We start from the raw sequence: 19,825 nt of genomic DNA, 5'->3' as shown, positions 1-19,825 counted from the left end.
CTGAACGACGAACAGAATGATGGGTGGAAACGACGGTGAGCGCAAGCGACCCGGGAAGCCTTGTCCCGGCGGTGACGCGAGCAGTGGCGATCCTGGACGTGCTCGGCGAGGCGGAGGGGCGCCCGCTGTCGGTCAGTGAGATCGCGCGTGCCCTGGAGTTGCCGAAGTCCTCGACGGGGAACCTGTGTGCCTCGCTGGAGGCGGCGGGCATGATCACGCGCAACGGCGCGGGCTTCGGCCTGGGGCGCAAGCTGGTCGAGCTCGGCGGCCGCTACCTGTCCACGGTGGACCAACTGCGCGACTTCTACGAATTGTGCCGGCGCAGCTCGCACATCTCGCGGGAGACCGCCCGGGTGGCCGTCCTGGACGGCCTGGAGGTGCTCTATCTGGCCCGGTACGACGGCACCCAGCCGCTGCGGCTCACCGCCAACATCGGTGACCGCTTCCCCGCCAACTGCACCGCCACGGGGAAGGCCATCCTGTCGACACTGGATCCGGCCGTGGCGGAGGACCGGCTGCGCGGCCGTACGCTCCCCGGCCTCAGTGAGCGGTCCCTGACCTCGGCACCCGCGCTGCTGGCGGATCTGGCGGCCACGCGGGAGCGGGGGTACGCGATCGACGACGAGGAGGCCACCGCCGGAGTGGTCTGCCTCTCCGTGCCGGTCACGGGCTTCCGTACCGACTCGGCGCCCTTCGCGATCAGTGTCACCGTGCTCAAGGCGCGGCTCGACGACGAGTTCCGCGAGGCGCTGCTGAAGGACCTGCGCGCCATCGCGGCCGGGCTGGAGAATCCGATGCTCCCCCGGGGGGTGTCCGTCAGCGCCGGATGACAGGGGTGGTGGGGTGCCCGGCCTGGTGAGACCCGGTCGGGCCCGGATCGACGGCGGCGGCCGTACGGAGTCTTCCGTACGGCCGCCGTAACTTTGGGGCAATAAAAGCCCGCCGAAGTATTGACCAGCATGTTGGGATGAGTTCAGGATTCTGTCCGAGCCGATGGATTGGTCCTCGGCCTGCAGATCCCCCCGGAGAAGTCCGTGATAGACGCTCCCGACGACACAGCTCCCAGCTCCCCGGTATCCGGCGGTCATCCGGCCTCCGACGCGCTGGTGACGATCCGCGGACTGCGCAAGCGGTTCGGCGGCACCCTCGCCCTCGCCGACGTCGACCTCGACATCCACAGCGGCAGCGTCCTCGCCCTATTGGGGCACAACGGTGCCGGAAAATCCACACTTATCAAGGTTCTCGCGGGCGTCTACCGCGCCGACGAAGGCCAGGTCAGCGTCGCCGGTCATGCCCTCGGCACCGACGCGGCCTCCGCCGAGATGTCCTTCATCCACCAGGACCTCGGACTGGTGGAGTGGATGTCGGTGGCCGAGAACGTCGCCCTCGGCACCGGCTACCCCCGCCGCGGCGGGCTCGTCTCCTGGCGCCAGGTGCGCCGGCGCTGCACCGAGGCGCTGGACATCGTCGCCGGACACCTCGACCCCGACGCGGCCGTCGCCGACCTGACGCGCGCCGAGCGCTCCCTCGTCGCCATCGCCCGCGCCCTGTCCACCCGCGCCCGCGTCGTCGTCCTCGACGAACCAACCGCCAGCCTGCCCGCCGCCGACTGCGAGCGGCTCTTCGACGTGCTGCACACCCTCCGCGACCGAGGCCACGCCATCGTCTACGTCAGCCACCGCCTCGACGAGGTCTACCGAGTGGCCGACCGCTTCGCCGTCCTGCGCGACGGCCACCTCATCAGCGAGGGCCTGCTCGCCGACCACGGCCCCGAGCGCATCGTGCGCGACATCGTCGGCCACGAACCGGAGAGCCACCGGCCGCCCGCGCCCCGGACCACGGGCACCGCCGCCGCAACCGTGCTGAGCCTCGGCGGCGTCACCACCGCCGGCGCCGGCCCCGTCGACCTGGAACTGCGCGCCGGTGAGGTCCTCGGCATGGTCGGCCTCACCGGAGCCGGCCACATGGACCTCGGCCGCGCCCTCGCCGGGTCCCGGCCCCTCACCTCCGGCGAGGTGCTGCTGGACGGCCGCCCCTACCGACCCGGCTCGGTCACCGCCGCCGTCGACGCCGGAATCGGCTTCGTCACCAGCAACCGCCAGGAGGAGGGCTGCGCCCTCGAACTCACCGTGCGCGAGAACTTCCTGGCCAACCCCCGCGCCGACAGCCGTTCCCCGTGGCGCTGGATCAGCCCCGCACGCGAACGCGCCGAGGCCGACGCACTCGTCGAACGGTTCGGCGTACGCCCCACCGACCCCGAGGCACCCATCGCCACCCTGTCCGGCGGCAACCAGCAGAAGATCATGATCGGCCGCTGGCTGCGGCTCAGCCGCCGTGTGGTGATCCTCGAAGAGCCCACCGCCGGAGTCGACGTCGGCGCGAAGGCCGAGATCTACCGCCTCCTGGACGACGCCCTCGCCGCAGGACTCGCCGTCCTCCTCATCTCCACCGACTTCGAAGAGGTCGCCGACGTGTGCCACCGCGCCCTGGTCTTCGTCCGGGGCGGCGTGACGGCCGAACTCTCCGGCGAAGCCCTCAACGTCACCGAACTCACCCATGCCGCGTCGGCGATGCCGGCGCTGACCGGAACGGGCAACCACTGATGGCCACCGAGACGAAATCCTCCAACGGAGCCCAGCGGCCCACGACCGGCGGAGCCGACGGGCCACCCGTGAGCCGCCGTAAGACCGCGCCCGCCCGACCGGGGCGCGAGAAGAACACGTCCCGCGGCGGCCGGCTCCGGGGCCACCTGATCGGCACCTACGGCCTGCTCACCCTCACCGTCCTGCTGTTCCTGATCTTCTCCCTCGCGCTTCCGGACACCTTCCCGACCCTGGACAACATCTCGTCGATCCTGTCCAACCAGTCGATCCCGGCGATGCTCGCGCTCGGCGCGATGATCCCCATCGTCACCGGCAGGTTCGACCTGTCCGTGGGCTACGGCCTCGGCCTCGCCCACGTGCTGACGATGCAGCTCATCGTGAACAACGGCTGGCCCTGGCCGACGGCCTGTCTCGTCGTCATCGTCGGCGGCGGCATCGTCGGTGTCTTCAACGGCCTGCTCGTCGAGTTCGCCCAGATCGACTCGTTCATCGCCACCCTCGGCACCGGCAGCGTCCTCTACGCCGTCACCGGCTGGATCACCGACGGCGCCCGCATCGTCCCCGGCCCGAACGGACTGCCCCCGGCCTTCACGGACCTGTACGACTCCAAGTTCCTCGGCCTGCCGGTACCCGCCTTCTACGTCCTCGGCCTCGCCGTCCTGCTGTGGCTGCTCCTGGAACGGCTGCCGCTGGGCCGCTACCTGTACGTCATCGGCTCCAACGCCCGCGCCGCCGACCTGGTCGGCATCCCCACCCGCCGCTACGGCATCTACGCCTTCGCCGGCTCCGGTCTCGTGGTCGGTGTCGCCGGCGTCCTGCTCGCCGCCCAGCAGCAGATCGGCAACCCCAGCGTCGGCATGGACTATCTGCTGCCCGCGTTCGTCGGCGCGCTGCTCGGCTCCACCGCCATCAAGCCCGGCCGCGCCAACGCCGCCGGCACGGTCGTCGCCGTCGCCATCCTCGCCATCGGCCTCGCCGGCATCCAGCAGCTCGGCGCCGAGTTCTGGGCCACCTCCCTGTTCAACGGCGGCACCCTCCTCCTCGCGGTCGGCCTGGCCGGCTACTCCGCCCGCCGCAGGCTGCGCGCCGGGGCCACCGCCACGCGCACGTCACTGTCCGAATCCCCGGCGGCATCCGTCCAGACCTCCGTCACCGCCGCCCAGGACGCGCCCCCGCCACCGTCCACGACGGACTAGCTCCGGGCCCTGCCGCCCTCCACCTCCCCCCGCGCACTCTCCTTCCCCGCCGCACCTGAGCAAGGAGCTCCTCCGTGTCGTACCACCTCACCCGCAAGACGTCCGTGAGAGCTGTGGCAGCCCTCGCCGTGGTCACCGCCTTCGCCACAGGCTGCAGCCGGGGTTCACAGACCGGCGCCGCCGGCACCGTGTCCGGCACGAAGGCGGGCTGCCCCGCCGTCCTCGCCAAGGCCAAGGCCGCGGTGAAGGCGGCCGAGGACGTCAACGCCGCCTGGAACGGCCCCACCACCGGCCCCAAGGCGGTCGCCGGCAAGACCATCGTCTATGTCGCCCAGAGCATGACCAACCCCGGAGTCGCCGGTGCCGCCGAGGGCGTCAAGGAAGCGGCCAAGGCCATCGGCTGGAAGGTGCGCGTCATAGACGGCCAGGGCACACCGGCCGGCATCCAGGCCGCGCTCAGCCAGGCCGTCGCGGTCAAGCCCGACGGGATCGTGCTGTCCGGCTTCGACCCCAAGTCGACCGCACAGCAGGTCGCCCAGGCCAACGCCGCCGGCATTCCGCTCATCGGCTGGCACGCAGTGGACGCCCCCGGCCCCAGCACCGACCCCAAGCTGTTCAGCAACATCACCACCAAGGTCCAGGACGTCGCCAAGATCAGCGCCGACTGGGTCATCAGCCAGTCCAACGGCCGCGCGGGCGTGGTGGTCTTCACCGACGCCTCCATCCCCTTCGCCAAGGGCAAGTCGGACCTGATCGTGAAGGAACTCGCCACCTGCTCCGACGTCAAGGTCCTGAAGACGTCCAACATCCCCATCGCCGACGCGAGCACCCGCACCCCGCAGGAGGTGTCCGCCCTGCTCTCCCGCTACGGCACCAAGTGGACGAACTCCGTCGCCATCAACGACCTCTACTTCGCCGACGCCGCCCCCTCGCTCCGGGCCGCGGGCAGGCAGGGCAACGCCGCGCCCTTCAACATCGGCGCGGGCGACGGCGACCCCTCCGCCTTCCAGCGCATCAACAGCAAGCAGTTCCAGTCGGCGACGGTCCCCGAGCCGCTGTCCGAGCAGGGCTGGCAGATCGTCGACGAGTTCAACCGCTCCTTCGCCGGCAAGCCCGCCAGCGGCTATGTCGCTCCGGCCCACATCACCACGAGCGACAACAGTGAGACCAAGTCGTCCTGGGACCCGGCGGGATACCGCGAGGCGTACAAGAAGCTCTGGGGGAAGTAACTCCCGCTCTGCGCAGGTGCCTTACAGGTTCCGTACCGGCGGTGTCCCTCCCGTTCGACGCCCGGGAGGGACACCGCCGTGCCTCCCCGCCGGGGCATTCGTGCGTGCAAGTCCGCGTCCCGCTCCTCACCACCCCGTCAGCAGCAGGTGGTTGAGAAGCAGGGCCAGCACCGCCTGGGCCGCCAGCCACGCGCGCGGCCGGGGGAGGAACGCGCAGGCGGGGAGCAGCCACATCGCGAACGGCAGCCAGATGCGCTCCGTCTCCGCCTTGCTCATACCGGAGAGGTCGGCGACGAGGAGGGCGAGCAGTGCCGCCAACACGAGGAGGGCGAGGCGGGGTTCGGGTGAGGAGGTGCGGAAATCGCCCCGGAGGTCCGGGAGCCGGGGACGACCGGGGGCCGAAACAGCCCGCCGCAGACCCGCCGCCGTCGCCGGGCCGACGATCACCGCCGTGCACGCCAGGTTCGCCCACACCCAGTAGCTGTACGGCCGGGTCCCGCCCACCCCTTCGTAGTAGCGGGTGATCAGGAGGCGGTACGCCTCCCACCAGTCGAAGCCGAGCAGCGTGAACACGAGGGGGACGACGGCCAGTCCGGCGACGACATAGGGGAGGGGGGCGAGTCGGCGCCGCCCGAGCAGCAGCGCGGCGCCCGCGATCACGGCGAACAGCGTCAGGCCGTACGAGAGATACATGGTGAGGCCGAAGAGGAGGCCGGCGGCGAGGCCGGACGTCCGCGGCCGGTGTCCGGTGACCGCGAGGGCGAGGAAGGCGACGGCCCAGGCGGCGACCGCCGCGAAGTATCCGTCCGCCGAGGCGCCCACCCAGATGGCGGCCGGGGCGAGGACGAGGAAGGGAGCGGCACGGCGGGCCAGTGCCTCGCCGGACAGCGCTCGTACGGTGACGAGGACCGCGGCCGAGGCCGCCGCGCCGGTGACGATGCACCAGACGCCCGCCCAGGCGCCGCCGCCGAGTCCGATCCGGTCGAGGAGGACGAAGGTGACGGTCGCCGCCGCGGGATGCCCCGCGATGTGCGCGGGCCAAGGCGCGGGTGAGTGGCTCAGGATGTGGTGGGTGAAGTCGCGCAGGGTGGCGGGGATGTCGTGGAAGCGGCCGATGACCGTGAGGTATTCGTTGTGGGCCGTCAGCCGTCCCGCGATGCCGCGTTGCCAGCCGTCGACCAGCGCGAGTGAGAACGTCCAGGCCATGGCGGTGCCCCAGACGGTGAACAGCAGCGCGCGCCAGGGCAGCCGGGCCGCGAGGACGGGCCCGTAGGCGACGACGGCGACCGCGATCGCGAGCGCTGCCGGGGTGCCGGGGCCGATATGCGGTTCCCAGGTGGCGAACAGGGGCGGCCAGTTGACGAAAAGCGACCGGTCGCTGTGCTGGATGGCGGTGCCGACCAGGGCGGCCACGACGACGAGTGCGGTGGCGGCGAGGGCGGCGGACAGGTCGCGGACGTGGTCGCGCGGGCGGTCGCCGAGAACGTCACGGGGACGCTCGTCAGGACGGGTGCGGGGCCGGTCGCGGAGAAGATCGCGGTTCACACGGCCACGCTAGGCCGATGTACGCCCGACGGAACCGCCGCCGGGGTGGACGTCAGGGTTTCGTCATGGTTCGCGGAGCCGTTCGAGGGCAGCACCGGCCTACGGTCGGAACATGCCACGCTCCCCGTCCTCACCCGCCTTCTGGCGCAGTCCGCTGCGCGGCCCCTGGTTCACCTCCGTGCTGGGCGTCGTGCTGCTCGGCGGGATCACCGTGCTGTTCGTGACGGGCCTGGTGTCGTACGCCGCCTACAACCCGGACCTGTCGCCGGTGAACGACCAGACACCGGACAAGGGCCTCCTCGGCTTCTATCTCTTCTCCTGGCCGACCGACCCGGCCTGGCTGTACCGCTTCACGCAGGGCGTGCACGTCACCCTCGGCATCACGCTGATCCCCGTACTGCTGGCGAAGCTGTGGTCGGTCGTGCCGAAGCTGTTCGCCCTGCCGCCGGCCCGCTCCCTCGCGCACGCGCTGGAGCGGCTCTCGCTCCTGCTGCTCGTGGGCGGCGGGCTGTTCGAGTTCACCACCGGCGTGCTCAACGTCCAGCTCGACTACATCTTTCCGGGCTCCTTCTATCCCCTGCACTTCTACGGCGCCTGGGTCTTCTTCGCCGCGTTCCTCGCGCACGCCGTCCTGAAGACGCCCATCGCGCTGCGCAACCTGCGCCACCTACGGGGCGAACCCACTCCCGACGAAAGGGAGTTGGTGTCGCCGAACCCCACCGAGCCCACCGTCTCGCGCCGGGGCGCGCTCGGTGTGGTGGGCGGCGGATCGCTGCTCCTGTTCGCCACGACGGCGGGCCACAGCTTCGACGGAGCCCTGCGGGAGACGGCCGTGCTGGCACCGCACGGCGGACCCGAACCGGGCTCGGGACCCGGCGCGTTCCAGATCAACAAGACCGCTGCGGCGGTCGGGATCGACATGCGCGAGACATCCGACGAGGCGTGGAGGCTGGTGGTCGAGGGAGGCGGCCGGACGGTCCGGCTGAGCCGGGCCGAGCTGCTTCAACTGCCCCTGTACAGCGCCGCGTTGCCCATCGCCTGTGTGGAGGGCTGGTCGACCTCCGACCAGTGGTGGCGAGGCGTACGGCTGCGCGACCTGGCGGCGCTCGTCGGCTACGAGACGGCCCAGGCGCCCGACGTACTGGTGGAGTCGCTCCAACGGCATGGGGCGTTCCGCCGCTCGGCCCTGCGGGACAACCAGGTCCGCGACCCGCGGTCCCTGCTCGCCCTGTTCGTCAACGGCGAGGACCTCACCCCCGACCACGGCTACCCGGCACGCGTCATCGTCCCCGCGGCGCCCGGCGTGCTCAACACCAAATGGGTGGCCCGAATGACGTTCGGAGACCTGTGATGCGACGGCCGCGATGGACACCGCTGAAGCTACGACCGTTCGGCAGGCCCGTGCTGGGCAGCCCCCTGCAGATCCTGCTGCTCGCCTGCTCGTTCGCGCTCGCCGGGTACGCGGGGGTGCGGCTGCTCGCGGACGACTGGTTCGGGGTGGCGATGTGGTTCGTGGGCGCGGCGCTGGTGCACGACCTGGTGCTGGTGCCGTTGTACGCGGGGGCGGACCGGGCTCTCGCACGGACCCTGGGAGCGGTCGGCCACCGGGAGTGGACGCTCTACGTCCGGGTCCCGGCGGCGTTCTCCGGTCTGCTGCTCCTGGTGTGGTTCCCGCTGATCAGCGGGCAGGTCGCGGACCACTACAGGTCCGCGACCGCCCTGTCCGGCGACGGGTTCCTTTCCCGCTGGCTGCTGCTCACGGCCGTGCTGTTCGGGGGCTCGGCCGCGCTGCTCGTGCTGCGGTTGCGCAGGGCGAGGAAGGAGCGGCCGCCGGCCGCCCACTGACCGTCGGGGCGCCATCCGGCCGCGCGGGCGTACCGCAGCAGGGCCGGGGTGCCCAGGCGGGCCCAGGGGAAGGGCGTACCGATGGCGCCGCGCCCGTCGGCGACGCGTACCTGCACCTGTTCGTCGATGTCGACCACGGCGGTCTCGGCGATCAACATGCCGCCGGTGGCGAGGAGTTGGGACATCCGGCGGAGCAGGGCGCGGGGGTCGCCGCCGATGCCGATGTTGCCGTCGAGGAGGAGGGCGGTGTCCCAGCGGCCCTCACCGGGGACGGGATCGAAGACGGACCTGCGCAGCGCCTGCCCGCCCAGCCCGACGGTGTGCGCGACGGCGGCCTCGCTGACGTCGATGCCGAGCACCCGCCGCCCCTGCGCGGCGAGCGCCGCCACGAGCCGGCCGGGCCCGCATCCCACGTCGAGCACGGCCCCCTGGGACCGCCGCAGCACCTCATGGTCCGCGGCATCGGCCGCCGCGCACCACCGCTCGACCTCCAGAGGCAGCAACCAGCCGTCGGTACGGCGGAGATAGAGGGGTCCGCGGCCGGTGCGCAGCGCGTCGGTGTAGGGGTCGGCGGACCAGGGGCGTGGGGGCGCCACCTCGTGCTCCGTGCTCACCCGGCGACTCCCGTTCTCAGCCGTGCCAGCTTTCTGGCGAACCGCCCGTCGGGTGCCGCGGCGGCGACCAGTTCGGCGTCGTACGCCGTGTCGACGTCGCGCAGCGCGGGCAGATCCCGCACCCGCAGCCCTCCGGCGGTCAGCCGCATCCGTTGTACGGCGCCCGTGGTGGGCGTCGACATCGGTACGCCGCGCAGGAGTTCGGGGTCGGGGTCGGCGAGGCCCAGTGCCCAGAAGCCGCCGTCCTCCGCCGGGCCGAAGTACGCGTCGCAGTCGGCGAAGTCGACGGTGAGGAGGTCGGGCGTGACCTGGGGTGTGTCCATGCCGATGAGCAGCGCGGGTCCGTCGCAGCCCGCGAAGGCGGCGGCCAGCCGCTCGTCCAGCCCGCCGCCGCACTGCGGTACGACCTCGAAGCCCGGTGGCAGCCATGGGCCCGGCGTTCCGTCGAGCACCAGGACCCGCCGCCGCGCGGGCGTCGCCAGTAGCACGTGCAGGGTGTCGACGAGCGACGCCTCGGCGAGCGCGGCGGCCTCCGCGGGGGTGAACGGCGGAGTGAGCCGGGTCTTCACCCGTCCCGGTCGCGGCTCCTTGGCGATGAGAAGAAGTGTGGTCACCGGGAGTTCGCTCCCAGGGATGCGGAGGAGGAGTTGACGCCCGGAAGCTTCCGGGACCCCGGAGGTTCGGCCAGGACGCGGCGCATGTCCCGTACCGCCTGCCAGGTCCCGCGCCAGGTCCCGGTGACCTTGGAGGCGCCGGTCCGCGGCAGATACGGCACGTCGTGCTCGGCGACGCGCAGGCCGGCGTCGGCGGCGCGGACGACCATCTGGAGCGGGTAGCCGCTGCGCCGGTCCGTGAGGCCGAGGGCGAGCAACTCCTCGCGGCGGGCGGCGCGGAGCGGGCCGAGGTCGTGCAGGCGCAGTCCGGTGCGGCGGCGCAGCATCCGGGCGAGCGCGAGATTGCCGGCCCGGGCGTGTGCGGGCCAGGCGCCTCGCCCCTGAGGGCGGCGCCGCCCGAGCACGAGGTCGGCCTGGCCGTCCCGGACTTCGCGGACGAAGGGCACCAGGAGGGACGGGTCGAGCGAGGCGTCGCAGTCGCAGAAGCAGACGATGTCCGCGGTGGCGGCCAGCAGCCCGGCGTGGCAGGCGGCGCCGAAGCCGCGGCGCGTCTCGCGTACGACGGTGGCGCCGAGGCCGGCGGCCAGTTGCGCCGAACCGTCCGTGGATCCGTTGTCGACGACCAGCGCGCGCCAGCCGGCCGGGATACGGGCGAGGACCCAGGGCAGAGCCCCGGCTTCGTTCAGACAGGGGAGGACCACGTCGACAGGCGCCGTGTCAGATTCCGTTGCGGGAGAGGTCGTCACGGCTTTCACCCTACGATCGCGAATGGGACGTATCGGACTTCCGCTCCTTACGAAACGCGGACGTCGGGGCGCGGCGACCGGCGGCAGAACGGTGCTGCCGGGACGCTCGACGGCATGCGAGGCGTGAACGCCCGAGCCCTCGGCGGCGATTACCGCTCCCCCCGCAGCTTCGCCGTCGCGAACTCCCGCATCCCCTCCGGGAATCCGACCTCGGCCTTCCAGCCCAGTTCGGCCCGCAGCCGCGACGAGTCCGCCGTGATGTGCCGTACGTCCCCCAGCCGGTACTCCCCGGTCACCACGGGTTCGGGCCCGCCGTACGCGGCGGCCAGCGCGCGTGCCATCTCGCCGACCGTGTGCGGGTCACCGCTGCCGGTGTTGTACGCGACCAGCGCCCCTTCCTGGGGATCGGCCTCCAGTGCCGCCACGTTGGCACTCGCCACATCCCGTACGTGCACGAAGTCCCGCCGCTGGCCGCCGTCCTCGAAGACGCGGGGCGCCTCACCGCGGGCGAGCGCGGACCGGAAGAAGGAGGCGACTCCCGCGTACGGGGTGTCGCGCGGCATCCTCGGGCCGTACACGTTGTGGTAGCGCAGCGACACGGCCGAACCGCCCGTTGAGCGCGCCCAGGCGGCCGCCAGATGTTCCTGGGTGAGCTTGGTCGTCGCATACACGTTCCGGGGGTCGACCGGAGCGTCCTCACCCACCAGCCCCGGTGCCAACTCCTCGTCGCAGCGCGGGCACCGGGGTTCGAAACGCCCGGCCTCCAGATCGGCCACGGCCCGGGGCCCCGGACGCACCGGTCCGTGCCACTCGCACGCGTACGAACCCTCGCCGTACACCACCATCGACCCGGCGAGCGTGAGTCGGCGTACCCCCGCGTCGGCCATGGCGGAGAGCAGCACCGCCGTACCCAGGTCGTTGTGCGAGACAAAGTCGGCGGCGTCACCGAATCCCGTCCCCAGCCCCACCATCGCCGCCTGATGGCATACGGCGTCCACTCCCGGCAGCGCGGACGCGACCGCCTCGGTGTCGCGTACGTCCGAGCCGTCGCTCAGGTCGAACACGACCGCCTCATGTCCCCGTGCGGTCAGAGCTTCGACGACATGGGACCCGATGAACCCGGCACCGCCGGTGACCAGTACTCGCATGGATCAGACGCTAGGACCGCGAACCCGCCGTGAGGCAGCACCACGCCCGTCATGTCACCGGTCCGTAAGGCCTGCTCAGCATCGGTGGTGCGGTCATCGACAACGGTGTGGGCATCCCGGCCGATGTGTGCGCCGCCGCAACGGTGTGTCAGACCACGGCGAGTCGGTCCACCAGTAGCTTCACCCTCGACTCGGCGTCCTCCGGCGGCAGTCGCCCCGCTCGGGTCAGGGTGGCCAGTCCGTGCAGGGCCGCCCAGAACACCTCGGTGAACAGTGCGGGGTGGACGCCGTCGCCGGTGACCTCGCCGAGGCTTTCCAGCAGGGCGGCGAAGGCGTCCTTCAGAGGTTGCGGGGTGTCCTCGTGCGCGAAGGCCAGGCCGCCGTCGAGCTGGAACATGGCGTCGTAGACCGCCGGGTTGCGTGCGGCGAAGTCGAGGTAGGCGCGGGCGAGGGCGGTGACCCGGGTGCGGGGTCCGTCCGCGGCGGCGGTCGCGGCCCGCAGCGCTACGGCCATCTCGGCCGCGCCGTCCAGGGCGACGGCGCCGATGATCTCGCGCTTGCCGCGGAAGTGGCTGTAGAGCACGGGCTGGCTGTATTCGATGCGTTCGGCGAGCCGGCGGGTGGTGACCGCGTCCCAGCCCTGCCGCTCGGCGAGTTCGCGGGCTGTCGCCACGATGAGGCGCTCGCGCTCCGCCCACTCGCGCTGCTTGCGTTCCTGTACCGACATGGCTCGACCCTAGCACTGCTAGACAATCGAGCGTCGGCAGTACTAGCGTTGCCTCATCGGCTAGCGGCGCTAGATATCAGGGGAGTCACCATGCTCGACGCACTCAAGGTCGTCACCACGGTCGTCGTCGGAGTGATGGTGGGGGTGGAGTTCTCCGTCGCCTTCGTCATCAACCGGATCCTCGACGCACTCCCCGGCGACAGTGGCCAACTCGGCCGCGCCCACGGGGGCCGGATGCTCGGCGCCGTGATGCCGGTCTGGTACATCACCTCGCTCATCCTCGTCGGGGTCTGGGCCGTCGCCGGACGGCACCACGACGGCACCGGAGCCGTCGTCACCGCCGGCGCACTGCTGGCCCTCAGCGTGATCATGTCGATCCTGCTCCTCGTTCCGATCAACAACCGGGGCAAGACATGGACCCCTGACAACCGACCCGCCGACTGGAAGCAGCAGATGAACCGCTGGGACCGCTTCCACTACGTCCGCGTCGCCGTCATCATCGCCGCCTTCGCCCTGCTGGCCGCGGCCCTCGTCTGACCTCGCGGATCCGCGACCGCGATCCCGGCGCGAGCAGCAGCCCTTCTCGGGCTCGCCTGCCTGCGCCGCGATACCGGCCGAACTGCCCCTGAACCACGACTGGCCCGGGCTCCTTGTCCTGTTGGCGCCGGACCTCAGCTGCTGTCCGTCCGGCGCCTCGAACACCACGCGGGCGGTGGCACCGGCGGCCGACGCCTGCGGCCCCACGCCCCTCGGGGCAGCCGGGGGACCGGGGAAGTGAAAACGGCCGGGGCGACTAGTACCGGGGAATTGCGCCCTCTCCGCCCTCCCCTTGAGTCGGACGCAGTGATCCGCCCCACATGATCCGCAACAGGTGGCGGTTATGGTGATCAGGCGAATCGAACGTGGACAGAACCGGCGGAGGACACCGTGTCGGACGAAGGGCGTCGCATCGCCGGGCGCTACCTGCTGATCGAGCAGATCGGCCGGGGCGGCATGGGTACGGTCTGGCGGGCCGACGACGAGGTGCTCGGCCGCCAGGTCGCGGTCAAACGGCTGCACGCGCGGCCGGAGTTGTCCGCCGACGAACTCGACACTCTGTACGAGCGGACCCGCCGCGAGGCCCGCAGCGCCGCCAGGATCACGCACCCGAACGTGGTCGTCGTCCATGACGTCGTGGACGACGGCGGCCGGCCCTGCATCGTCATGGAGTACGTCCCCGGCCCCACCCTCGCCGACCTCCTCAAGGACGGCCGGACCCTCCCGCATCCGGACGCGGCCCGGATCGGCCTGGACATGGTCGCCGCCCTGCGCGCGGCCCACGCCGCCGGTGTGCTGCACCGCGACGTCAAGCCCGGCAACGTCCTGCTCGGCGCCGGCGACCGGACCGTCCTCACCGACTTCGGCATCGCCATGACGGACGGGGCGTCCACGCTGACCAAGACCGGCGAGATGGTCGGCTCCATCCACTACATGGCCCCGGAGCGGATCCGTGGGCTCACCCCCGGCACGGCCTCCGACCTGTGGGCCCTGGGCGCCACCCTCTACCAGGCCGTCGAGGGGCGCCCGCCGTTCCGCCGGGCCACCGCGATGGAGACCGCGTACGCCATCGCCGTGGACCCCCTCGAATCCATGAAGCGGGCCGGGCCGCTGGAGCCGCTCATCGAGGCGCTCCTGATCAAGGAGCCCGACGAGCGGCCGACGGCGGCACAGACGGAGCGTGCCCTGCAGACCGCGTGGTGGGGGGATCCGACCACCCAACTGCCCCCGCCCACCCCCGACTTGACCATCGCGACCCCACAGCCGGGACCGGCCGAGGAGGTCGGGGACAGCGGTGGCCGCGGGCGTCGCCGGGGCCGGAAGAAGCTCGTCCTCGTGGGGATCGCCATCGCCGTGGCCGCCGCCGTGGCGGCCACGGTGCTCGTGCTCCACTCGACGTCGAAGCCCGACCCCGGTCAGGCGTCGGACGAGCCCACCACCACCCCCTCCGTGTCACCCGTGCCGGAGGGCTATCACCTCGTCCGCGACCGCCAACTCGGCGTCTCCTTCCCGGTGCCGGACGACTGGAAGGCCGCCAAGCGGACGGCCGAGGGCGTCACGTACACCGACGGGACGGGCCTGGCCGGGCTCACCATCGGAATCGTCGACCCGGCGGGCCCCAACCCGAGCACACACTTCGCGGACATCGAGGCCAACACCAAGGTCAACTACCCGAGTTACCGCAGGCTCCGCATGCAGCAGACGACCTTCCGCGAACAACCGGCCGCGATCTGGGAGTTCACCTTCCAGGGCAGGGTGCGGATGTTCCGCGCCATCGACCTCGGCTTCGGCAAGGAGGGCGACCGCGAGTACGACATCTACCTCTCGGCCCCGGACGCGAAGTGGGACACCTACCGTCCCGTCTTCGACAGGGTCAGGGACGGTTTCGCGACGACCTCGTCCTGAGCCACCGGCTCACCGGAACTCGTGCACCACCTGGATCTCGCCGACGATGTGGGTGTTGAACTCCGCCAGCTCCGCGGCCGGCGAAACCGGCGCCGTCGTGCTGGACGTTCCAGTCCCTCACGATCCTGATCGCACAGTCCTTGTTGAGGACCGGGTAGAAGATCGGCTGCTCGGGCAGCCGGGGCGGCCAGGCCCGCCAGTCGATCATCGGAGTCGCTGTCCGCGTCGGTGGCCAAGGGATCACAGCGGACGATATGCGCGGCAGAGACGGGACGGCCACGGAGTTTCGGCGCCCCTCGGCGCCGGTCCGGCACCTCGTACTCGATGTCACCCACCACGGGTCGCTACCGCCCGATCGGTTGCGCGGGTGTTGGGATGGAGGCGGCAGAAAGGGGCCGTGGTGGACGGCGACGGGGTTACCGGGTCGGAGAAGGGCTTGACGGACAGATTCGCGCTCGCGCAGCGGGCCGTCTCCGCCATCGGGTCGACGCTCGACGAGCGCAGGACGGCGGCGGAGTGCGCGAGATTCCTCGTGGCGGAGCTGTGCGACGCCGCGGCCGTGGACCTGTTCGCGCAGGACGAGGCACGGCCGGCGCCGCACGGCATGCTGCACCCGATGGCGGCCGAGGGCCGCAAGGAACTGCTGGACAGCCTGCGGACCGCGCCACGGGAGGACGTCATGGTCCGTGCCCTGGACACGGGCCACCCGATCACCACGTCCTTCACCACCAACGACCACGGTGTACTGGCCGCCCTGTCCGTGCCGTTGACGGCCTGGGGCAAGGCCTACGGCGCGCTCCTCACGATCCGCGCCGGGCGGACCTTCGGCGACGACGAGGCCGCCGCCGTGCACTATGCCGCCCGGCTCACCGCGGCCCATCTGCGCCACGCGGTCGAAAACCACCGGCTGCGCACCACCGCCCTGAACCTGCAACAGGTCCTGCTCACCGAGCCCAGCCGCCCCCACCCCAACGTCGAGATGGCCACCCGCTACCTGCCCGCGGGCAGCGGCACGCTCGTCGGCGGCGACTGGTTCGAGGCCGTACGACTGCACTACGGCCGCACCCTCCTCGTCATCGGCGACGTCATGGGGCACGGCCTGGACGCGGCGGTCGACATGAACGCGTACCGTTCGATGCTGCGCTACGTCGCCTCCACCGACCTGCCGCCCCACCGCATCCTGCGCCAGATGGACACCGCCATGTCCGAGGAGCACAGTCGCCGCCCGGCGACCTGTCTGCTCGCTCTTCTCGACCCGGACCGGGGCACGGCCGCGTTCGCCGGCGCGGGCCATCTCCCGCCCGCCGTCTTCCACCGCGACGGCGCCGGGGAACTGATCCCCGTCCCCGTCGGCCCGCCCCTCGGCACGGGCTACGCCGACTACGAGATGACCACGCTCACCCTCACCCCCGAGGACACCCTGGTCATGTACACCGACGGACTGGTCGAGCGGCGCGGCGAGGACATCGATGTCTCCCTCGCCCGACTGGCCCGGCTACGGCTGCACCCTGGTCAGGGCGTCTCCCGCCTCCTCGACGACATCGTGCTCCGCCTCGACGTACAGGACGCGGAGGACGACGTGGCGGCGATCGCGGCCCGGCTGCGCCCGAGGAACCCCGCCCAGATGAACGCGTAGGCGCCGACGCACCCGGCCCGGCCGGGGTCATCCGGCCAGGGCCGTCCTTGCCACCGACGACGCCTGCTCGGCATAGCCGCGCCCGAACAGCACCACGTGCACCAGCAGCGGAAACAGTTGGTGCAGCCCGATGCGGTCGGCCCAGCCGGGGGCCAGCGGCGCGGTCTGCTGATAGCCCTCCAGCACCTCGGACAGGTGTGGACAGCCGAAGAGATGGAGCATGGCCAGGTCGGTCTCCCGGTGCCCGCCGTGCGCGGCCGGGTCGATCAACCACACATGCCCGTCGGCGCCCCACAGCACATTGCCGTTCCACAGATCGCCGTGCAGCCGTGCGGGCGGCTCGGCGGGACCGGCCAGCTCGGGGAGCCGCTCGCAGACCCGCTCCACCGCCGCAGCCTCGTCGGCGCGCAGGGTGTGCGCGTCGACCGCGCGGCGCAGATAGGGCAACACCCGTTGTTCCGCATACCAGTTGGGCCAGTCGGCGCCCGGCACGTCGCGCATCGGGGCGAGGCCGATGTACGCGTCCGTGGGGCCGCCGGGCGGTGGCGCGCCGAAGGCGGACGCACCGGAGGCGTGCAGCGCGGCGAGGTCACGGCCGAACCGGAGCGCCGCTCGCGCACTCGGCGGCCCGGTGCGCACAAAGTCGGTGACCAGCCAGCGCTCGTCCAGCCCGCGCACGGCGGGTACCCGGACCGCACCGGCGTCGGCCAGCCAGCGCAGCCCCGCCGCCTCGGCCCGCACCGCGCCCGGGGCCTCGTCACCCTTGACCACCACCAACTGCCCGCCGCCCAGCGTGACTTCGGTGACCGCCCCGGACACGGCACGCTCACCGGAGACCGCGTACCCGGTGAGCCGGGCCGCCGCCGCACCCGGAGTCTCGCTCTCGATCACGACCACAGCGTACGACCGGTCAAACCGGCCTCCGCCCGAACGCCCTCGCACAGGCCGGACTCGCGCAGCACCCGCCCGATCGTCCCCTCCAGCGGGCTCGTCGCCGGGACCACCGTCTCGACGCCACCCGGCAGCACGTCCAACGGCCGGTACCACTCGCGGAGTTGGTGCTCGGAGACCTCGTCGGCGATGGGCTTCGTGGCGTGCCGGGCCAGGGTCTCCTCGAAGGACACGTCGAGGTAGTAGCAGTGGGTGCGGCCCGGGTGGTCGGCGAGCAGCCCGGCCAGCATCTCGCCGTAGTGGGCGGTGCAGAGGATGCCTTCGAGCACGGTGTGGAAGCCGTGCGCCAGGGCGTGCCGCACAGTCAGGTCGATCAGGCCGATGTTCGCGCCGCCAGGGACGTCACGCTCGCGCAGCACCTCGCGACGCAGGGTGTCCTGGCGCACCAGGGCGAGACCGCGGCCGTACCGCTCACGCAGACCGGTGGCCACCGAACTCTTGCCGGAGGCGCTGTTGCCGCGCAGCACGATCAGCCGGGTGGGGGAGGAGGGCGTGGTCACCGGGGCACCCTATCCACCGTGTGTCACTGGGTGACCAGGTGGACACAAAGTGCCCCCTGGGGACTGCCCGGTCGGCTCATATCGTGGGAAAATGGTGTGATAGCGGCGATTGGTGGCAGGGCCATGACCGACGCGACGATCGACTACGGCGCGGTGTTCCAGGGGCTGCCCGGCATGGTGGCGCTGCTGACTCCCGACCTGGTGTACGCCGACGCCAACGAGGAGTTCCTGCGCATGTCCGGCCGCACCCGCGAGCAGGTGGTCGGCCGCTTCCTCTTCGACGTCTTCCCCGACAACCCGAACGACTCCGCCGCCACCGGCATGCGCAACCTGGAGACCTCGCTGCGACGCGTCATAGCTACAGGCGAACGGGACACCATGGCCCTCCAGCGCTACGACGTCGAGTCGACCCAGCGCCCCGGACAGTGGGAGGAGCGCTACTGGAGCCCGGTCAACGCCCCCGTGCTCGACGAGGGCGGCAAGGTGGTGCTCCTCGTCCACCGCGTCGAGGAGGTCACCGAACTGATCCGCGCCCGCGGCAGCTCCGGCGGCAGCCGCACCCGCGTCCTGGAGGCTGAGTTGTACTCCCGCGCCCGCGAACTCCAGGAGGTCAACGAGCGCCTGCGCAGCGCCCACGCCCGGGAACGCGAGGTCGCCCTGGCCCTCCAGGAGGCGATGCTGCCCACCCGCCGCCAGAGCGCGGGCCACCAGATCGCGGTGCGCTACCGGCCCGCGGTCGGCTCCCTGAACGTCTGCGGGGACTGGTACGACGTGGTCGGCCTGGTCGGCGGCGACCGCATCGGCGTCTCCGTCGGGGACGTCGTCGGCCACGGCCTCGCCGCCGCCGGCGTCATGGGTCAACTGCGCAGCGCCCTGAGCGCCACCTCCCGGGTCGCGGACGGCCCCGCCCAAGCCCTGGACGTCCTCGGCCGCTATGCCAACGTCGTGGACGGCGCCGAATCCGCCACCGTGGTCACCACGTTCGTCGACTTCGACCGGCACACCATCACCTACAGCAGCGCCGGCCACCCGCCACCCGCACTGGTCCATCCCGACGGCCGCGTGGAGTTCCTGGACCGCGCCACCGACCCGCCGCTCGACGCCCGGCCCGACCCGACGCCCAGACTCCAGGCCGATACCGCGTTCTCCCCCGGCTCGACCCTGGTCCTCTACACCGACGGCCTGATCGAACGCCGCCGCGAGGACATCGACACAGGCCTGGCCCGCCTCGCCGACTCCCTGGTCCGCCACCAGAACGCCGACCCCGAATCCCTCGCCGACGCCGTACTCCTCGAACTGCTGCCGCGCGGCGGCGCGACCGACGACACCGCCCTGATCATCGTGCGACTCTGACGGGTCACCCCACATCTGTGCATGATGTCCGCTGTGGACGGTGAGCAGGGTGAGCACGAACAGCGGCGGACCAGAACGGGCCGGCCGCCCGCGACCTCGCGGGCCGCACTGGAGCGGGTGGGCTTCGAACTGTTCGCACGGCAGGGCTTCGACCGGACGACCGTCGACGACATCGCCGCCGCGGCCGGCATCGGCCGCCGTACCTTCTTCCGTTACTTCGCCGCCAAGAACGACCTGGTGTGGGGCGACTTCGAAGCCGAACTGATCAAGCTCGACGGCCTGTTGACGGCCACCGATCCGGCCGCCCCGATGATGGACGCGCTGCGCGGCGCGGTCGTCGAGTTCAACCGCTTCGACCCGGCGGCCGTACCGTGGCACCGCCAGCGCATGGCCCTGATCCTGCGCGTCCCGACCCTCCAGGCCGACTCGACCGTCCGCTACGCCTCATGGCGCTCCCTCGTCACGGACTTCGCCGCGAGACGCACCGGCCGACCGCCCTCGGACCTGCTACCCGCCCTCATCGGCCACACCGCCCTGGCCGCCTGCATCGCCGCGTACGAACACTGGCTGACCGACGAACAGGCAAGCCTTGGAGGCCTGTTGGACCTGGGGCTACGTCAACTCGCGGCCGGCTTCGAGGGGCCGGCTCGGCTCTGACTCCGCGCTTCGTTCGGGG

Annotated in this window: 18 protein-coding genes and 2 pseudogenes; 11 read left to right on the top strand and 9 right to left on the bottom strand. The window is 71.9% G+C overall.

Annotated elements, in window-relative coordinates; all coding sequences use genetic code 11:
• Positions 1–71: 71 nt before the first annotated feature.
• The 4 genes from ABZT04_RS08340 to ABZT04_RS08325 all read left to right on the top strand — a co-directional run bounded on the left by ABZT04_RS08340 (position 72) and on the right by ABZT04_RS08325 (position 5,028).
• Positions 72–830 carry an IclR family transcriptional regulator gene (locus ABZT04_RS08340; RefSeq protein ID WP_356054357.1) on the top strand — a complete coding sequence of 253 codons (759 nt, stop codon included), beginning with the start codon at positions 72–74 and terminating at the stop codon, positions 828–830.
• 204 nt (positions 831–1,034) lie between these two features.
• Positions 1,035–2,603 (top strand): sugar ABC transporter ATP-binding protein, encoded by a 1,569-nt coding sequence (locus ABZT04_RS08335; protein ID WP_356054355.1) that lies wholly within the window; start codon positions 1,035–1,037, stop codon positions 2,601–2,603.
• Positions 2,604–2,749: 146 nt separating this feature from the next.
• Entirely contained in the window at positions 2,750–3,799 is a 1,050-nt protein-coding gene (locus ABZT04_RS08330) for an ABC transporter permease (protein WP_356054593.1), read from the top strand.
• Between the two features lie 113 nt (positions 3,800–3,912).
• On the top strand, positions 3,913–5,028 hold the full coding sequence (locus ABZT04_RS08325; protein ID WP_356054591.1) for a substrate-binding domain-containing protein: 1,116 nt from the start codon (positions 3,913–3,915) through the stop codon (positions 5,026–5,028).
• A 126-nt stretch (positions 5,029–5,154) separates the two neighbouring features.
• Here ABZT04_RS08325 and ABZT04_RS08320 read toward each other — a convergent pair whose 3' ends face one another.
• Complete coding sequence (locus tag ABZT04_RS08320) at positions 5,155–6,477, bottom strand: hypothetical protein (RefSeq protein ID WP_356054589.1); 1,323 nt, start codon at positions 6,475–6,477, stop codon at positions 5,155–5,157.
• Between the two features lie 208 nt (positions 6,478–6,685).
• Between ABZT04_RS08320 and ABZT04_RS08315 the strand changes: the two genes are divergently transcribed.
• Positions 6,686–7,924, top strand: a complete 1,239-nt coding sequence (locus ABZT04_RS08315) for a molybdopterin-dependent oxidoreductase (protein WP_356054353.1) — start codon at positions 6,686–6,688, stop codon at positions 7,922–7,924.
• Positions 7,924–8,418 carry a hypothetical protein gene (locus ABZT04_RS08310; RefSeq protein WP_356054350.1) on the top strand — a complete coding sequence of 165 codons (495 nt, stop codon included), beginning with the start codon at positions 7,924–7,926 and terminating at the stop codon, positions 8,416–8,418. The genes ABZT04_RS08315 and ABZT04_RS08310 overlap by 1 nt, the downstream gene beginning before the upstream one ends.
• A 134-nt stretch (positions 8,419–8,552) precedes the next feature.
• Here the strand turns inward: ABZT04_RS08310 and ABZT04_RS08305 are convergent.
• From ABZT04_RS08305 to ABZT04_RS08285, 5 genes and pseudogenes are all read right to left on the bottom strand, one after another.
• Positions 8,553–8,864 (bottom strand): annotated as a pseudogene (locus ABZT04_RS08305) (methyltransferase domain-containing protein); the annotation flags it as partial.
• A 164-nt stretch (positions 8,865–9,028) separates the two neighbouring features.
• Positions 9,029–9,646, bottom strand: coding sequence for a DUF2064 domain-containing protein (locus tag ABZT04_RS08300; protein WP_356054348.1), 618 nt, complete (start codon positions 9,644–9,646; stop codon positions 9,029–9,031).
• Positions 9,643–10,401 carry a glycosyltransferase family 2 protein gene (locus ABZT04_RS08295; RefSeq protein WP_356054345.1) on the bottom strand — a complete coding sequence of 253 codons (759 nt, stop codon included), beginning with the start codon at positions 10,399–10,401 and terminating at the stop codon, positions 9,643–9,645. Before ABZT04_RS08295 ends, ABZT04_RS08300 begins: the two co-directional genes overlap by 4 nt.
• Before the next feature lie 140 nt (positions 10,402–10,541).
• Complete coding sequence (locus ABZT04_RS08290; RefSeq protein WP_356054343.1) at positions 10,542–11,540, bottom strand: NAD-dependent epimerase/dehydratase family protein; 999 nt, start codon at positions 11,538–11,540, stop codon at positions 10,542–10,544.
• A gap of 148 nt (positions 11,541–11,688) precedes the next feature.
• Complete coding sequence (locus tag ABZT04_RS08285) at positions 11,689–12,267, bottom strand: TetR/AcrR family transcriptional regulator (RefSeq protein ID WP_356054341.1); 579 nt, start codon at positions 12,265–12,267, stop codon at positions 11,689–11,691.
• Positions 12,268–12,357: 90 nt separating this feature from the next.
• On the opposite strand from ABZT04_RS08285, the gene ABZT04_RS08280 reads away from it, so the two are divergent.
• Together ABZT04_RS08280 and ABZT04_RS08275 are read left to right on the top strand one after the other, a co-directional pair.
• The gene (locus ABZT04_RS08280) at positions 12,358–12,804 is read left to right on the top strand and encodes a DUF1772 domain-containing protein (RefSeq protein WP_356054339.1); all 447 of its coding nucleotides are present in this window, start codon (positions 12,358–12,360) and stop codon (positions 12,802–12,804) included.
• 390 nt (positions 12,805–13,194) lie between these two features.
• Entirely contained in the window at positions 13,195–14,709 is a 1,515-nt protein-coding gene (locus tag ABZT04_RS08275; RefSeq protein ID WP_356054337.1) for a serine/threonine-protein kinase, read from the top strand.
• A gap of 9 nt (positions 14,710–14,718) precedes the next feature.
• Here ABZT04_RS08275 and ABZT04_RS08270 read toward each other — a convergent pair.
• A pseudogene (locus tag ABZT04_RS08270) lies at positions 14,719–14,914 on the bottom strand (hypothetical protein); the annotation flags it as partial.
• 231 nt (positions 14,915–15,145) lie between these two features.
• Between ABZT04_RS08270 and ABZT04_RS08265 the strand changes: the two are divergent.
• Positions 15,146–16,345, top strand: a complete 1,200-nt coding sequence (locus ABZT04_RS08265; protein WP_356054335.1) for a PP2C family protein-serine/threonine phosphatase — start codon at positions 15,146–15,148, stop codon at positions 16,343–16,345.
• A gap of 27 nt (positions 16,346–16,372) precedes the next feature.
• On the opposite strand, the gene ABZT04_RS08260 is transcribed toward ABZT04_RS08265, so the two are convergent.
• Both ABZT04_RS08260 and ABZT04_RS08255 read right to left on the bottom strand, forming a co-directional pair.
• The gene (locus ABZT04_RS08260; protein WP_356054333.1) at positions 16,373–17,236 is read right to left on the bottom strand and encodes a fructosamine kinase family protein; all 864 of its coding nucleotides are present in this window, start codon (positions 17,234–17,236) and stop codon (positions 16,373–16,375) included.
• Positions 17,233–17,796: an AAA family ATPase gene (locus tag ABZT04_RS08255; RefSeq protein WP_356054331.1), complete on the bottom strand. Its 564-nt coding sequence runs from the start codon at positions 17,794–17,796 to the stop codon at positions 17,233–17,235. Before ABZT04_RS08255 ends, ABZT04_RS08260 begins: the two co-directional genes overlap by 4 nt.
• Positions 17,797–17,919: 123 nt before the next feature.
• Between ABZT04_RS08255 and ABZT04_RS08250 the strand changes: the two genes are divergently transcribed.
• Positions 17,920–19,149, top strand: a complete 1,230-nt coding sequence (locus ABZT04_RS08250; RefSeq protein WP_356054329.1) for a SpoIIE family protein phosphatase — start codon at positions 17,920–17,922, stop codon at positions 19,147–19,149.
• A 33-nt stretch (positions 19,150–19,182) separates the two neighbouring features.
• Entirely contained in the window at positions 19,183–19,806 is a 624-nt protein-coding gene (gene mftR, locus ABZT04_RS08245; protein ID WP_356054327.1) for a mycofactocin system transcriptional regulator, read from the top strand.
• Positions 19,807–19,825 lie beyond the last annotated feature (19 nt).

Source organism: Streptomyces sp. NPDC005492, assembly GCF_040605995.1.
Lineage (GTDB): Bacteria > Actinomycetota > Actinomycetes > Streptomycetales > Streptomycetaceae > Streptomyces.
Note: the sequence above shows the minus strand (reverse complement) of the source record. Positions and strands in the feature narration are given on the sequence as shown.

What these genes read in the sequence shown, in the direction of transcription:
- ABZT04_RS08290 (WP_356054343.1), bottom strand. Translation starts at nt 11,540, where the DNA reads ATGCGAGTACTGGTCACCGGCGGTGCCGGGTTCATCGGGTCCCATGTC.
- ABZT04_RS08250 (WP_356054329.1), top strand. Translation starts at nt 17,920, where the DNA reads ATGACCGACGCGACGATCGACTACGGCGCGGTGTTCCAGGGGCTGCCC.
- ABZT04_RS08315 (WP_356054353.1), top strand. Translation starts at nt 6,686, where the DNA reads ATGCCACGCTCCCCGTCCTCACCCGCCTTCTGGCGCAGTCCGCTGCGC.
- ABZT04_RS08285 (WP_356054341.1), bottom strand. Translation starts at nt 12,267, where the DNA reads ATGTCGGTACAGGAACGCAAGCAGCGCGAGTGGGCGGAGCGCGAGCGC.
- ABZT04_RS08310 (WP_356054350.1), top strand. Translation starts at nt 7,924, where the DNA reads ATGCGACGGCCGCGATGGACACCGCTGAAGCTACGACCGTTCGGCAGG.
- ABZT04_RS08280 (WP_356054339.1), top strand. Translation starts at nt 12,358, where the DNA reads ATGCTCGACGCACTCAAGGTCGTCACCACGGTCGTCGTCGGAGTGATG.